Raw genomic sequence first — 13,942 nt, forward strand, 5'->3', positions numbered from 1 at the left:
CGCTTAGTGAAGTTTTTACGGAATCGATCGTCCTAATATTGTTTCTGTGAACAGTAAGACTACGCTTGGGCTGCATAGATGGGCGTGGGTAGGATATAAGTATTCCTGTCAGAGGTGCTTCAAGCGACGACTGTAAGGACTGCTGAAAAGGGAGCCTATTATGACAACACTTCGAGTCGATACACTAGTAACTGCCATTGCTTTGACGATGACCTTGGGCTTTATCGCTTCCCTAGATCGACAATTGACGGGACTTGGCACCTCATCCAATCCAAACTATCACCTTGCTAATATTTATGGTGCAGCTTCTCAAACCAGCTCCACCACTGCTTTGCCTACTAATCGGTCGGTTGCAGATTAGCTTGCACTTCAGTACATCTTGCTTGTTGGCATTGCTGAATCTAGTCATAAAAATGGGTGTGGGTGCGGCGTGAAGCGCGGCACCCACACCCATTTTTATAGCTCCGATCACTAACGCCGAATATCGCTGTAAATCGGGTCGATTCAGCCTCTATGTACTTTGATTGCCTGGTTTGCATTAAACGGTCATGGGTCAACTAGAATCCTATAGGGAGTTGCGGTCAACCATGATTGAGTAATGCCTGAACTACCCAAATTTTACGACCCGTCGCTTTTGGAACAGGCGCTTACACATAAGTCTTACTGTAATGAACGCCCAGAACAAAACTTGCCAGATAATCAACGCCTAGAATTTTTAGGCGACGCCGTGCTGGGGTTTTTGGTTGGTGTGTTGCTTTATCGGCTGTATCCAGAATTGCCCGAAGGGGAACTGACCCGTCGCCGTTCTGCATTAGTCGATCAGCCTCGTCTGTCAGAATTTGCTGTGTCGCTCAACCTGGGGCATTTATTGCGCATGGGACGGGGCGTTGAGAAAGAAAGAGGACGACACAACCCTTCGATCTTGAGTGATGCCTTTGAAGCGGTCATTGGGGCTTACTTTTTAGACTCTGGTATTGATGCGGCACAAGAGTATGTCAGAGAACTGTTTACCCCCATTGCCCAGCAAATGGGAGATGAAGCAGGGTGTACGATTGACCCTAAGAGTTTGTTTCAGCAGTGGGCACTGGCAAACTTGGGACCGGACAATCCTAGATATCGCATTACCGCTGAATCGGGACCTGATCACGCTAAAACGTTTACGGCTGAAGTGCTAGTGGGCGATCGCATTTATGGACGAGGTAGCGATCGCAGCAAACGCGAAGCCGAAAAACGGGCTGCCGAAGATGCCCTCCGGCAATTGGACTTGTGAGCTGCTATAGCCGTCGAGGGGTTGATTAGGGCAAAGGTTGTGAGAGAACCCGCGCTCCGCGCGGGTTCTCTCACAACCTTCTAATTTAACCGTCTCGACGATTGCTATAGCAATCCTATTTGATTTGTGAACCTGATCAGTTGTGAAAGCGCCCGCCCGAAGGGCGGGCGCTTTCACAACTGATTTAGGATTGCTATATAGGGGTTAAGCCGGAGCTAACCATACCACTAGATTATGGACATAGGCTTTAATATCGTCCAACGCTTCGGGATGGTTTTGATAGCCATCGCCAGCAGCTTCGGAGACGAACGTGGGACAGCCTTTGGTAATATCCCAGTTATAGTCAACCAGATGGTGAAAGGTGGATTGGGCAACAAACCGTCCTACTGTATTGCCATTGCCATCCGCTGTGCGATCGCCTGCCACCACCAGATTAAATGGGCGATGGGTCACAGCACTGGTGCCCGTTGCAATAACTCGCGCATAGCTAATGTTATCGGGCACCCCAACTCCACCTTCATGGGGATGGGCCGGAAAATACTCGATCACACCCTGCGTTTTTTTTAATAGCGGATGGATCGGTTCAACTGGGGAAATGCGCTGGTAGTCGCCATTGCGCCCAGAATGATAATTGGGATAAGAAATTGAGGTCGTGTAGGAATCATCAGCACAGCAACGAGACTCATCAGGGTCTAGTTGTTGGGAATGGAAGTAATGAAACATTCCCAAGGTATGCAACGCACACATGGAAATCCCCATGTCCTGGTGATCACGAGTGGTGAAAATGCCCCCACCCTGTTGGTGAAAGCGGGTAATGCCCGCACAATCTTGGGCACTCAACCCATCGCCCACATCCAGCGCAAACAGCCAGAGTTGATCAAACTCCGCCCGATTTAAATAGCTTAAGACAGGATCATTACCATCGGCATCGGGTTGGCGATCGCGAGCTGTCACACTAACCAAAGGCTGACTATTGGCATCAGTCAAAGCCGCAAGATACTCAGTGAGCAACGAAAATCGGGCAATACTCCAATCGTCTTCAGTGGTCGGAATGGTCGTTTGCAACAAAACTCGAATGGGCTGTGCCACGATCGCATCTCCTTAAATGGCTACTGTGAATTTTCCCTTAACCACTGTTCTAAATCGAGCAAACTCTGAAACCTCAACAGCGCTAAACTCAGTGCTTTGATGCGATCGCCTGACAACTTGGCGATCGTAGATTGCACAGGCTGCGGCAGGTCTCCACATAAACTCGCCAATTGTTCCAAAACTAGCGATCGCTCCCCCTGCTCAATTCCTCGTTCAATTCCCTGTTCAAACCCAATCTGTTCGACACTAGTAATATAAGGCATTCGTCGTTCCTCCTCGTACGCCTTCAACTCTTGCCAAAACTCGTACTTTAAGCTGTTGAACAAAATCCCAGTTTTGTCGTGGCGCATCTTTACACCATCAAAAAACTGGGATTTTAATAGATCAGACAAGCTAACTAACAGCTAACAGCTATTAGCTAACAGCCAAAAACTACGAAACCAAATTGTCACCTTTTCTCAACAGTTCTTTTAAGAACCAGCGATGTTTTTGGTGAACTTGTACCAGACGGGTATAGAGATCAGCAGTGCCGATATCGCCTGCTTCGGTGGCAATTTCTGCATCCTGGTGCATTTCTTCGATGATCAATTCGTGAGTGGCGATCGCTTCTTCTACCATTTCTTTGACGGTTAGTCGTCCTGACGAGGGTTTCACCGTTGCGGTAGGGATATATTGAGCTGGGTCGGCAACTGGAGTTCCATCAATCATCATGCTGCGCTCTGCCAACTCATCAATCATGTCAAACACCTCTCCGCCTTGACCTTCAAACAGCAGATGCAAGTCGCGGAAGAGGGGACCGTAGGTAAGCCAGTGATATTTTTTGTAGTTGAGGTAAGCAACTAGAGCATTGGCTTGTTCACGGTTAAGCGTTTTGACAACTTCAGTTTGTTTGGTTTCTAGCGTAACTGTCATAGAGATCTCCTTTCTGGTGGTTGAGTTGAATTGAAATTGGCTTCAGGAAAAGGTTTGGATGGCTTTTAGCAGGTTTACCCTGACCCTACCGTTGGCGGGTAGGGTGCCACTTGAGTGCCAATAATTTCAGGCTGATCGAGATTCAGGATGATCGATAAAGCGGGTGCGAGACGGATGACCGGGCGAACAGATTAAGTAGATTCTGACCAAATGCTGGCTTGAGCAGAATAGCGATCGCCATCTTTATGTTCATGTATGTTTATGCAGCTCGGGTAATGCTCACTCGCCCAAGACGGAGCATATAAGAGTTCCATCAAAACTGCATCGAACTATTGGATGATTTTTGGTATGTTTGCTTCCCCCCTTCTGCATAGAAATTGGGAGCAACGGCTGCCATCTCATGAGCACCTAGACTTTGTCTGAATCAACCTGCTTATTAGTTTATCATACTCATAACGAGTACGACTTATGTCACCGATTTATAGCGGTGTGCAAGTTCGTTAGGTGCAGAAACGGTGTTGTGGGGCGCTCCGCGCCCCACAACACCGTTTCTGCACAGCGCTATATACCCTCTTCCCAAAATTTATGGCGCTAGTCTGCGAACTTTAGTGTGGGTGCTGCGCTTCGCGCGGCACCCACACTAAAGTTCGCAGATCATCAGGTTATCGTCCTCATCCCTCAGGCTCTTAAGGAATATTCTTGCCGGGTGGGAATTTCAATCACGAGTTCTGTACCACTGGTGACTGAGGAAATGCACTGTAAAGAGCCATGGTGTTTTTCGGTCACGACCTGATAACTAATCGATAGACCCAGCCCAGTTCCTTTGCCAATCGGTTTAGTGGTGAAAAAGGGATCAAAAATACGTTGCTGCTGCTCAGGCGGAATACCAACGCCATTGTCTCGAAAGCGGATAGCAATTCGATCTGTCTGGATCAGTTCTGTATAGATTTCTATTTGAGCATTGTCTGTGCGATCGCCCGGATTCAGTGCCTGAAGCGCATCAATGGCATTACTCAAAATGTTCATAAATACCTGATTGAGCTGCCCGGAATAACACTCGATCAGGGGCAAATTACCATAGTGTTTCACCACTTGAATTGCAGACTGACTGGGCTTTGGCTGCAACCTGTGTTGCAAGATCGTCAGTGTATTGTCGATGCCTTCGTGGATATTGACAAATTTAACGGCTGCCTCATCCAGGCGTGAAAATGATCGGAGCGATTTGATGATTTCCCGAATCCGATCGGTTCCCACTTTCATCGAACTGAGGGTTTTGGGTAGATCTTCCATGACAAAATCGATCTCCCTGTCTTCCAGCTTTTGTTGCAGGGCATCGGCAGGCGCAGGATATTCGCTTTGATAGAGTTGCAGAACGTCTAATAAGTCTTCTATGTAGCGCTGGACATGCTTTAAGTTGCCATGAATAAAATTCACGGGGTTATTGATTTCATGGGCAACCCCGGCAACCAGCTGTCCCAGACTCGACATTTTTTCACTTTGTACCAGGTGTGTTTGTGCCTGTGCCAGATTGATCAGGTTGCGGCGCAGTTCTAGTTGCGAAATCACCTGACGCCCCAGGGCTTGTAATGCAGAGAGTTGTTCGGGGGTGAGCTGGCGAGGATGTTGATCGATGGCGCAGAGGGTGCCTAAGGTATAGCCATCGGGATTGATCAGCGGTACCCCAGCATAAAATCGTACGGTTCCGTCCGTAACCAGAGGATTGTCAGCAAATCGCTCGTCTTCTAAGGCATCAGGGATAACGAGAGGCTCTGTTTGTAAAATGGCATGGGCGCAAAATGCCAGATCCCGCGAGGTTTCATTCGCATCCAAGCCCACTTTAGATTTAAACCATTGGCGATCGCGATCGATCAGGCTAATTAAAGAAATAGGCGTTCCGCAGATATAGGAAGCGAGCCGAGTCAGATCATCAAACGCCTCTTCCGGCAACGTATCAAAAATATTGTATTCGTAGAGTGCTTTCAGTCTTTGATTTTCGTTGTATGGGAAGGGAGCGACTTGCATAATGTTCTCTTAGCCGAGGATAGAAGATAAACGGCACGCTGGGCTGACAGGGGTCGCCTGGGTCATGAAAATGATAGATTGCAACCCATGTAGTGCGGTTCTGCCATTGATCTCGGATATCGCTAGAACAGGGTTATAAATGACCGGGTGCTCGGGTGATAGTCTCAATCTAGTTCTTAAATGTGAAAAACTTGGTGCAACGCTGTGATATTCATCACAAATCTACCTGTATTCATTCCTCAAATTCGGGCTACATATTGAGATCAGGAAGGTTCTATTGCCTGATGCCATTGAGGTAGAGCCAACGATGGGCTGAGGAGCTTCGCTCCGCGAAGCTCCTCAGCCCATCACTCTTTTGGTCTGGAAGGCATAGCCTCAACCTATTTTGTAGCCTGGCGTTGGCAACCCTAGAAAAGAGTCAACGCTATCAAAAATAAAGTTTCTGTCCATTCCACCGCCGCCCCATAGGTATCGCCTGTCTGTCCACCCAACTGGTGCTGAAACCAGGCAGGAACTGCCACCGCCAGCCCTATACCAGCCATGAGTAGGAGTGCCACAGGTTGCCAATGATTGCTAATGTGCCAGATGCTGACCAGGCTGATGCCCACAAGCAAGCCCAAACTAGGCACGGTGTGCCACACAGACGGCAACGCGGTTTTGTGAAATGCGCCTTTGCCAGAGGGTTTCAAATAGGGGTACCGGGCGATCGCCATTTGTTGTGCCCATCTGCCCCAACCCGGAGCCAGAATCAACGCGATCGCCCGATAGTCAGTTAGATCATTCAACGCAACAGTTTTCAGCAGCAAAATGGCGATCGCTGCCATTGCCCCAAATGCCCCCGTTGCACTATCTGTCATCACCTCCAGACGACGTTGGGGATCTGGAACCGCCAACCCATCCGCCGTATCCATCGCGCCATCCAGATGCAACCCCCCTGTGATTGCCAACGCAGTTAAAACTAAAACGGCACTGCGCGTTAACGAGGGCATTTGCACAGCCTGTAAACCGAGATCAACTATCGCCAAACTACTCCCCATTAAGATCCCCACCAGGGGAGCCAAACGCGCCACAAAGCGAAAATCCAGGGTGGCAGCTAACGGAATTGGCAGACAGGTATAAAAGGCGATCGCTGCCAACACTTGAGAAAATCCAACCGTAAAAAATGTCACAATCCTTTGCCCAATGACTCTCGCTCCAACCCTATCCATTAATTTGGTGTACTGGTTTTGGTGTGGCGCGGCTCCGCCGCGCCACACCAAAACCGGACTTGATTTGATTTTCTATCCTTAAAAGCCTGTCTAAAGAATTGATCTGAAATAGGACATATCACATCGCGAGTTGGATAGGTTCAGCGCTTTGGCTGAATCTCTGAAGCGTGCTTAGCGCCATAATTAAAGCTTGATTTAATCCTGGAAATCGCAAGAAAAGTCAGAAAATTCAAACTATTCAGGAAGTTCAGTAGATTCTATTAAAGAAGAATCTTAAATCCTGGGATAAGATTGTTTCATGCGCTACTAATCCATGTGTGCTGTACTTTTCTCCATCCTGTTTTTTTTGATAGGATGTGCAGGAAGTGTTTCATTAATTGGTCCTCTACTGAAGAGGAAGCAATTCCTCTACACTCGGTTAGATTTAAGCTAGTCAAGATTTACACAAGGTTTTCTTCCGGAAAGTCTCTCTTGATTGGCAGTTTCCTGTTTCTATGTTCCCCTGTTGTTGAGCGACCTACGGTCTTATTAATCTAGGTCAAGGGTTTCTGTTTTTATGAGTCATGATCAACTCTCTGGAAACACAAAGTTGCCCGCTCCTTGCATTGTTGACACAGGTCTTGTGATCAACAAGCAAGATATGCAAAGACTGCTTTCCGATTTGAGTCGGGTGCGCTATGTTTACAGTCAAGATGGGCAGGTGCTAAGTGAAGGCGAAGGATATGTACTGGAGGTCTTCTCCGATCCTCAACGCTCAACGTTAGTGGCAAACCATACGCTTTACATTAATGTTTGTAGCTTTGATTATTTAGAGCTGAGGCGATCGCCAGAACAAGAAGCACGGTTTGATCTGGTGCAAGATACTCTCCAACTCCGCTTAATTCCCCTTTCCAATCCCCTCCAAGAGCAAACGACTCGCTGCTTGAATGCCGCCGCACTAGAAGCCGTCGTGGCTGAAGTTCTCTCTGCGGGTTGGGATGTGCGGATTGATGACGAGGAGAATTTTCCTCTGTAAGTTTCCTAGCTGTTTCAAGTTTTTCTAGAGTTGAGTTCACAATTTTCCTTTGAGTGTCAGGCTCGGTGCAGTCATACAAACGCCCGAGCCGGAGTTTTTTCAACCCCCCACGGTGCAGTCGAAACACCCCGGTTTATGCCTGTGGGAACATTGGCAAATGTCAAAACAGTCACCCCTGACCAACTAAAGGCAACAGGGGCACAAATGGTTCTGGCAAATACTTACCACTTACATTTGCAGCCCGGTGAAGCTATTGTCGAGCAGGCAGGTGGGTTACACCGTTTCATGGGCTGGAGTGGTCCGATTCTGACAGATTCGGGAGGGTTCCAGGTTTTTAGCCTGAGCGAGATGCGTTCTATTACCGATGAAGGCGTCACGTTCAAATCCCCGCGCGATGGACAATTGATTCATCTGACCCCAGAGAAATCAATTCAGATTCAAAATGCTCTGGGTGCCGATGTAATCATGGCATTTGATGAATGTCCGCCTTACCCTGCCAGCTGGGACGCCGTCAATGCATCCACCGAGCGGACTTACCGCTGGCTAGAGCGTTGTATCGCTGCCCATCAACGACCCGACCAGGCGTTGTTTGCGATTGTCCAGGGTGGGGTCTATTTAGATTTGCGAGAGCAGTCGGCAAAAGCATTGGCAACGTTCGATTTGCCAGGGTATGCCATTGGGGGGGTCAGCGTCGGAGAACCACCGGCGTTGATTGAGAAAATTGTGCAAGCTACCACGCCTCTGTTGCCACCGGATAAACCCCGCTATTTGATGGGGGTGGGAACCTACCGGGAGATGGCACAGGCGATCGCCGCAGGGGTTGATTTATTTGATTGTGTGATCCCGACCCGATTGGCGCGTCATGGAAATGCGTTAGTCCAGGGAGAACGCTGGAATCTTAAGAATGCTCGGTTCAAGCAAGACTTCACCCCCCTGGATGAGCATTGTTCTTGCTACACCTGCCAGACCTTTACACGGGCTTACCTCAGCCATTTGTTGCGAACGTATGAGATTTTGGCGTACACGCTGATCTCGATTCACAACATCACCGAACTGATTCACTTTACTCAACGCATCCGAGCCGCTATTTTGGGCGATCGCTTTGAGTCAGAGTTCAGTCATTGGTTGAGTCCCAGCCCTGACGTGCCCAGTTAATTATTTGCTAACCCGGAATTCAAACAAGTGAGGGAGCGCCGCTGAGCGGCGCTCCCTCACTCGTTTAAATAGTTTAAATAGAGTCCTTTCGTGACATGGCTTAATCCATCTATGAAATCTGGTGTGAGCGCCGCGCAGAGCGCGGCGCTCACACCAGATTTCATAGCCTAAATCAGCAGTGCTCCTTTCCCTAACGTGCTCTACTATAAATACAGGAGTTAAGTTTTGTGAATTAAAATGAAAAGCTCAGTATCCGACATTACGGTTAAAACCATTACAGGTGAAGAAAAGCAGCTCAGCGATTATGCTGGCAACGTGCTGTTAATTGTGAATGTAGCCTCCTATTGTGGTTACACTCCGCAATATAAAGGGTTAGAGCAGTTGAATCAAACCTATGGTAAGCAAGGGTTAAAGGTGCTCGGCTTTCCCTGCAATGATTACGGTACTCAAGAACCCGGCACCAATGAGGAGATTGCTCAATTTTGCGATCGCAATTATGGCGTCACGTTTGAATTGTTTGATAAGGTTCATGCCAAAGGTGCTTATCAGCATCCACTATATGCTCGTCTGACGACGGCGATAGACCCCACAGGCGATGTCTCCTGGAATTTTGAGAAATTTTTGGTGAATAAACAGGGCGAAGTGGTTGGGCGCTACCGCAGCAGTGTTGCTCCCAATGATGCCGAACTGGTTACCGCGATCGAAAAAGAGCTATCGAAGTAAACTGAATGCCGATCCGTTGAAGATTCCGGATCGTGAATTTTATAAAGCCTAATTTTTTGTGAGAGAGCGACGGCTCCGCCGTCGCTCTCTCACAAAAAATGACAAAACCACCGCTCTAATTTTTTAGTTCTAAATGGTCTAAGACCAATTCAAATCTGGGTTGAAACCCGTCTGCATATTCGGCTGGGTAGCGACTGGCAATGTAGAAAGCGTCACCATCGCGTTCGCCAATCACAATCACGCCTAAGAAATATCCGGCTTCAGAATTTTCTTCGAAGGCGATCGCCTCTTTTGCCCAGGGATATGGAATATCAGTCGTGCGATTGACTTCAGACCAGTTATTGCTTGCCATTAAACCGCGATCGCCTGCAATAAAGTCTTTCATCGCATCCAGACTCATCGACTGAGCCGGAAAAAACGCATGGATGTAGGCGCTCTCATCCACATCACCGGCAAATGTCCAATATAACCGTACCCCGGTGCCTTCATCGGAACTCGTTGCTTCGTCGGTAAAATTACCTTCAGGCAAATAGGTACTAAACGGTAAATTGTCGGGATCAAACAATACCAGTTGAATTTCTTCGGGTTCGCCCTCCACTGTTAAGGTTGCCGTCTCGGTTGCTGGACGAGCGACAGGGGACAGTGGGGCTTCTGCAATCGGGCTGCTTGATTCCTCTGAAGTATTCGTGACCGAAGGGATTGGAGTACTAGTTGGAGCAGAGGGTGCCGGAGATTCAGCCAGTGGGCTAGGGCTTGATGGGCTTTGGCTTTGGGCACAAGCCGTTAATGCAATCAGCCCGATGCCAGATAAAATCTGCCCAATCCTATATCGCCTAGCCATTGTCTTACCTACCTTCGGATAATGGTGTTCCCTATCCCCACAATATTCGGGTGGGTGAGCCGTGGACATGAATGAATCTTTAAGAATGGTGGCGATCGCCCTGGTCATCTTTGGGGTGAGTGTGGCGCAGTGGAGCCGCGCCACACTCGTCGATCGTCAGGCAATGACAAAGTTGACCAGTTTCCCCGGCACCACGATCACTTTTTTGATCTCTTTGCCCGTAATATACCGTTGCGCCAATTCTGACTCGCGGGCATATTGCTCTAGCGCAGCTTTGTCAGACTGAGCCGGAACCTGAATCGTGCCGCGAGTTTTACCCATAATTTGAATTACCAGAGCAATTTCGTCTACCACCAGCGCCGATGGATCGTAGGCGGGCCAGGTTTGGCGGTGGATCGAGTCCGTATGCCCCAGGATTTGCCAGAGTTCTTCGGCAATATGCGGGGAAAACGGAGCCAATAACCGCACCAGAGTATCAATACCTTCTGTGTAAATAGGCGAAGTTTTGCAGTCGGCATCAGTGATGGCGTTGCTCAGCTTCATCAACTCTGAAACGGCAGTATTGAGTTGATAGTCGCCTGCCAAATCTTCGGTGATGTGCTGGATGGCGTAGTGAATGGCGTAGCGCAACGTTTTTTCGGACTTGCTCAAGGGTTCATTGGCTTTGGTTTTGCTGGACGAAGATTGAGCAGCAAACTCTGTTACCAACCGCCAGACCCGATTGAGAAACCGAAACTGTCCCTCAACATCGGCTTCATCCCATTCCAGATCCTTTTCGGGTGGAGCTTTGAACAAGATAAACATGCGAGCCGTATCTGCGCCATATTTTTCCAACACCTGTTTGGGATCGATGCCGTTGTATTTGGACTTCGACATTTTCTCGAAGACGACTTCTAACGGATCGCCAGTGGTTGGATCAACGGGTTTCGACACATCTGCCAGGTCAGCCGGGGCAAAGTATTTGCCCGTTACTGGATTTTTGTAAGCTGCTGCCTGCACCATCCCCTGGGTCAGCAATCGCTTGAACGGTTCATCGAAATTGAGTAACCCGCGATCGCGCAAGACTTTGGTAAAGAACCGCGAATACAGTAAGTGCAAAATGGCGTGTTCAATTCCGCCCACATATTGATCGACAGGCAACCAATCGTTTGCTTTGGCTGGATCAAATACTCGTTGATCGTTGTTCGCATCGGCGTAACGCAAAAAGTACCACGACGAACAGATAAACGTATCCATCGTGTCTGTTTCACGTTTTGCAGGAGTCCCGCAACTGGGACAAGGCACATTAATCCACGACTCCATCTGGGCTAAGGGCGATGCACCCCGTCCGGAGAATTCAACATTTTCGGGCAACAAGGCAGGCAAGTCAGCATCGGGAACTGCCACTGCACCACAGTCGGGACAATGGATAATGGGAATTGGGCAACCCCAATAGCGTTGCCGCGAAATTAACCAATCTCGCAAGCGATAGGTTGCGGTGCCTTTGCCCTTGCCGTTGGCTTCTAACCAGGCGATCGCCGTTGCCACACTTTGACCGGCACCTTTCCCGGCGGCAACCCCATCCAATGGTCCAGAATTAACCATCACCCCATCACTGGCAAACGCCTCGGTCATCGTTGTAGCATCCAGGGTTTGATCGGTGGGTTGCACCACCACCTTGATCGGCAAGTTGAAGGTTTTGGCAAACTCAAAGTCACGCTGATCGTGGGCAGGCACCGCCATAATCGCACCCGTTCCGTAGCCCATCAGCACATAGTCAGCAATCCAGATAGGAATCTTCTCATCGTTAACGGGATTGATGGCATAACTGCCCGTCCAAACCCCTGTTTTTTCTCGTTCCTCAGCTGTGCGATCGATTTCGCTTTTGCCAGCGGCAGCGGCTTGATATGCGGCGATCGCTTCAGCCTGAGCAGCCGTCGTCAACGTTGCAACCAGCGGATGTTCCGGCGACAGCACCATAAACGTCGCTCCCCAGAGCGTATCTGGGCGCGTCGTGAAGACCGTCAAATTATCATCGGTTTCAGTTTTGAACGTTACCTCTGCCCCAGTTGATTTACCGATCCAGTTTTCCTGCATCAGCTTCACCCGTTCGGGCCAGCCATCCAATTGATCCAGATCCTTCAGCAACTGTTCGGCATAGTCGGTGATTTTGAGGAACCATTGCCGCAATAAACGGCGCTCGACCTTTGCCCCCGATCGCCAGGAACGACCTTCACTATCCACCTGTTCATTTGCCAGCACCGTTTGATCGACAGGATCCCAGTTCACTGCCGCTTCTTTTTGGTAGGCTAAGCCAGCTTTAAAAAATTCTAAAAACAACCACTGCGTCCAGCGATAATAATCGGGCGAACAGGTGGTCACTTCCCGATCCCAGTCGTAAGATAACCCCAGTTTTTTGAGTTGCGATCGCATCTGTGCGACATTTTGATACGTCCACTTGGCAGGATGAACGCCCCGATCGATCGCTGCATTTTCGGCTGGCAAGCCAAACGCATCCCAACCCATGGGATGCAACACGCGATAGCCCTGCATCCGATGCACTCTGGCAATCACATCCGTAATCGTATAGTTGCGGACATGCCCCATATGGAGATTCCCGGACGGATAGGGAAACATCGACAGTGCGTAGTATTTCGGCTGATCGGTTGTTTCAGGGGTTTTGTCTAACCCTTGCTCAGCCCAAGTATTCTGCCACTTTTCCTCGATCGTTGCGGGATTATAACGGGACTCCACGGATGACTCCTCTGGATAGCTCTATCTATTTACACCATTCTAAGAGCCTATCCGAAAAGTGATGAGAAGGGTACTCAGCCAACCCCAGTGGGTGATTGGGAACACTATTACAGCGACTTTCAATCGCTTAAAACCAGGTTATTTTTGTGAGAGCCTCGCTCCGCGAGGCTCTCACAAAAATAACGATGGCTTACTCAAGCGTAAAGCGCTGTAAGAGTTTGAGTTTTGAGTTAAACCTGAAACTCAGTACTGTTCTAGACAGGGTGTTAATTTTTGGTGCTGCTGCTGTGTTAAACGATGACCTTTACCCCTTCTTGCTCTGCTATGACCTCTCCATCGATTCGCGTCTTCGTCTACGGTACGTTAAAACCTGGCGAATATTACTATCCCCAATATTGCGAGGGTCGAGTCATTGAGGCGTGTGAGGCGATCGCCTATGGTCAATTGTTTGATCTGCCGATGGGCTACCCGGCAATGACATCTGGCAATCAACCGATTTATGGGGTCGTTCTCTCCTTTGCGGATGCAGCCGTGCTGAAGCATCTGGACGAATTGGAAGGGTATGACGTGGGGCGATCGCCAGATTTGAATGAATATAATCGCTATGAACAAGAAGTGTTTGATCCACAAGGGCGATCGCTTGGAATTGTTTGGATATATAGGATGTCGCTGGCGCAAGTGCAGAAGTTTAGCGGGGTGCTGATACCCAGTGGGCAATGGACCGGGCAATCCTGGTGATCCATCCAGCTATGAAATTGGGTGGGAGTGCCACGCGGAGCGTGGCACTCCCACCCAATTTCATAGCGCAAATCAGCAGCCTCGGTTTCACAGTTTCACGGTCAACGTTATCCCCCAAATCAGTACCGTTTTGGAGAGCGACGGCTCCGCCGTCGCTCTCTCAAACAAAATTACAAATGCTGGAGAACTGCTATAACGACGGGTGAATGTTCTAGGCTAGGAATAATGACATTTGA

Annotated in this window: 13 protein-coding genes; 6 read left to right on the forward strand and 7 right to left on the reverse strand. The window is 49.0% G+C overall.

Annotated elements, in window-relative coordinates:
• The first annotated feature begins 160 nt into the window (after nucleotides 1–160).
• The gene (locus ACR6Z4_RS20370) at nucleotides 161–361 is read left to right on the forward strand and encodes a hypothetical protein (RefSeq protein ID WP_479719151.1); all 201 of its coding nucleotides are present in this window, start codon (nucleotides 161–163) and stop codon (nucleotides 359–361) included.
• Between the two features lie 237 nt (nucleotides 362–598).
• On the forward strand, nucleotides 599–1,270 hold the full coding sequence (gene rnc, locus ACR6Z4_RS20375) for a ribonuclease III (RefSeq protein ID WP_479719152.1): 672 nt from the start codon (nucleotides 599–601) through the stop codon (nucleotides 1,268–1,270).
• A gap of 204 nt (nucleotides 1,271–1,474) precedes the next feature.
• Here rnc and ACR6Z4_RS20380 read toward each other — a convergent pair whose 3' ends face one another.
• From ACR6Z4_RS20380 to cobS, 5 genes are all read right to left on the reverse strand, one after another.
• Complete coding sequence (locus tag ACR6Z4_RS20380; RefSeq protein WP_479719153.1) at nucleotides 1,475–2,359, reverse strand: hypothetical protein; 885 nt, start codon at nucleotides 2,357–2,359, stop codon at nucleotides 1,475–1,477.
• 20 nt (nucleotides 2,360–2,379) lie between these two features.
• Nucleotides 2,380–2,622, reverse strand: coding sequence for a DUF4351 domain-containing protein (locus ACR6Z4_RS20385; protein WP_479719154.1), 243 nt, complete (start codon nucleotides 2,620–2,622; stop codon nucleotides 2,380–2,382).
• Between the two features lie 169 nt (nucleotides 2,623–2,791).
• Nucleotides 2,792–3,271, reverse strand: a complete 480-nt coding sequence (locus ACR6Z4_RS20390) for a Dps family protein (protein WP_479719155.1) — start codon at nucleotides 3,269–3,271, stop codon at nucleotides 2,792–2,794.
• Nucleotides 3,272–3,949: 678 nt separating this feature from the next.
• Nucleotides 3,950–5,293, reverse strand: a complete 1,344-nt coding sequence (locus ACR6Z4_RS20395) for a sensor histidine kinase (RefSeq protein ID WP_479719156.1) — start codon at nucleotides 5,291–5,293, stop codon at nucleotides 3,950–3,952.
• 407 nt (nucleotides 5,294–5,700) lie between these two features.
• Nucleotides 5,701–6,501, reverse strand: coding sequence for an adenosylcobinamide-GDP ribazoletransferase (gene cobS, locus ACR6Z4_RS20400; RefSeq protein WP_479719157.1), 801 nt, complete (start codon nucleotides 6,499–6,501; stop codon nucleotides 5,701–5,703).
• A gap of 556 nt (nucleotides 6,502–7,057) precedes the next feature.
• On the opposite strand from cobS, the gene ACR6Z4_RS20405 reads away from it, so the two are divergent.
• The 3 genes from ACR6Z4_RS20405 to ACR6Z4_RS20415 all read left to right on the forward strand — a co-directional run bounded on the left by ACR6Z4_RS20405 (nucleotide 7,058) and on the right by ACR6Z4_RS20415 (nucleotide 9,394).
• Nucleotides 7,058–7,516: a hypothetical protein gene (locus ACR6Z4_RS20405; RefSeq protein ID WP_479719158.1), complete on the forward strand. Its 459-nt coding sequence runs from the start codon at nucleotides 7,058–7,060 to the stop codon at nucleotides 7,514–7,516.
• 30 nt (nucleotides 7,517–7,546) lie between these two features.
• Nucleotides 7,547–8,671: a tRNA guanosine(34) transglycosylase Tgt gene (gene tgt, locus ACR6Z4_RS20410; protein ID WP_479719159.1), complete on the forward strand. Its 1,125-nt coding sequence runs from the start codon at nucleotides 7,547–7,549 to the stop codon at nucleotides 8,669–8,671.
• Between the two features lie 237 nt (nucleotides 8,672–8,908).
• Nucleotides 8,909–9,394, forward strand: coding sequence for a glutathione peroxidase (locus tag ACR6Z4_RS20415; RefSeq protein WP_479719160.1), 486 nt, complete (start codon nucleotides 8,909–8,911; stop codon nucleotides 9,392–9,394).
• A 115-nt stretch (nucleotides 9,395–9,509) separates the two neighbouring features.
• Here the strand turns inward: ACR6Z4_RS20415 and ACR6Z4_RS20420 are convergent, their stop codons facing one another.
• Entirely contained in the window at nucleotides 9,510–10,235 is a 726-nt protein-coding gene (locus tag ACR6Z4_RS20420; RefSeq protein ID WP_479719161.1) for a hypothetical protein, read from the reverse strand.
• Nucleotides 10,236–10,391: 156 nt separating this feature from the next.
• Complete coding sequence (gene leuS, locus ACR6Z4_RS20425; protein WP_479719162.1) at nucleotides 10,392–12,968, reverse strand: leucine--tRNA ligase; 2,577 nt, start codon at nucleotides 12,966–12,968, stop codon at nucleotides 10,392–10,394.
• Nucleotides 12,969–13,292: 324 nt separating this feature from the next.
• On the opposite strand from leuS, the gene ACR6Z4_RS20430 reads away from it, so the two are divergent.
• The gene (locus ACR6Z4_RS20430) at nucleotides 13,293–13,706 is read left to right on the forward strand and encodes a gamma-glutamylcyclotransferase family protein (RefSeq protein ID WP_479719163.1); all 414 of its coding nucleotides are present in this window, start codon (nucleotides 13,293–13,295) and stop codon (nucleotides 13,704–13,706) included.
• Nucleotides 13,707–13,942 lie beyond the last annotated feature (236 nt).

This window comes from Calyptranema fuscum S582 (assembly GCF_055793305.1).

Coding starts and splice junctions, on each gene's coding strand:
- ACR6Z4_RS20370 (WP_479719151.1), top strand. CDS start 161: ATGACAACACTTCGAGTCGATACACTAGTAACTGCCATTGCTTTGACG.
- rnc (WP_479719152.1), top strand. CDS start 599: ATGCCTGAACTACCCAAATTTTACGACCCGTCGCTTTTGGAACAGGCG.
- ACR6Z4_RS20385 (WP_479719154.1), bottom strand. CDS start 2,622: ATGCCTTATATTACTAGTGTCGAACAGATTGGGTTTGAACAGGGAATT.
- ACR6Z4_RS20390 (WP_479719155.1), bottom strand. CDS start 3,271: ATGACAGTTACGCTAGAAACCAAACAAACTGAAGTTGTCAAAACGCTT.
- ACR6Z4_RS20395 (WP_479719156.1), bottom strand. CDS start 5,293: ATGCAAGTCGCTCCCTTCCCATACAACGAAAATCAAAGACTGAAAGCA.
- cobS (WP_479719157.1), bottom strand. CDS start 6,501: ATGGATAGGGTTGGAGCGAGAGTCATTGGGCAAAGGATTGTGACATTT.
- ACR6Z4_RS20405 (WP_479719158.1), top strand. CDS start 7,058: ATGAGTCATGATCAACTCTCTGGAAACACAAAGTTGCCCGCTCCTTGC.
- ACR6Z4_RS20415 (WP_479719160.1), top strand. CDS start 8,909: ATGAAAAGCTCAGTATCCGACATTACGGTTAAAACCATTACAGGTGAA.
- ACR6Z4_RS20420 (WP_479719161.1), bottom strand. CDS start 10,235: ATGGCTAGGCGATATAGGATTGGGCAGATTTTATCTGGCATCGGGCTG.
- ACR6Z4_RS20430 (WP_479719163.1), top strand. CDS start 13,293: ATGACCTCTCCATCGATTCGCGTCTTCGTCTACGGTACGTTAAAACCT.